Below are 610 nucleotides of genomic sequence, written 5' to 3' on the forward strand. Positions count from 1 at the left end.
GTAGGCAGGCACGTACGTGTTGGAGAACGACTCATCCAACCAGGTGAACCCGGAATCTGCACCGTCCGCGGCCATGGCAGTGTCGAACCGTTGCATGCCTTCCTTGGAGAGATCGACGGCGAATGGCTCTGCGTCGCCCGCGCCGAACACTTCGGCGGGTGAGTGATTGGTGATGGTCAAGGTCGGTTCGGTGGGTGAGGAGTCCATGCCGGCTCCGCTGCTCTTCAGAGCGAGCACCTGACTGGTATCGAGACCTTCGGCCGCAACGCTGACCCATCCGGCGGGCACGTCGATGAGGGGCGTCTGCGGGGTGTTGACGGCGTTCCAGAAGCCGATGCGGCTGGTCGGTTGGTGGCTCGACTCCTCGAAACCGGGTGTGGAGAGCTGCATCTCCCATGGCGGCATCACACGGTCGGACCAGGACGTCGTACTGCCGTCAGTTGGCCGACATCCCGAACTGTAGGACAGTGAAGAACGCACACCGGGCGAGAAATTGAGGGTGAAGGATCCACCGTTGAGAGGGTCCTTCCAGATGATGGAGCCATCGGTGGGCGCATCGGGGACCTCGCTCCTCTCGTCGAAGCCGGCCGTGGCCAGAGTCTTGTCCAGC

General features: G+C 63.0%; 1 protein-coding gene. It reads right to left on the reverse strand.

Translation table 11 applies throughout. The annotated features are described in order from the left end of the window. A partial coding sequence (locus FK530_RS24860) for a DUF4853 domain-containing protein (protein ID WP_158645203.1) occupies nt 1–610 on the reverse strand: 610 nt, incomplete at both ends.

Source organism: Tsukamurella conjunctivitidis (genome assembly GCF_007858475.1).
GTDB lineage: Bacteria > Actinomycetota > Actinomycetes > Mycobacteriales > Mycobacteriaceae > Tsukamurella > Tsukamurella conjunctivitidis.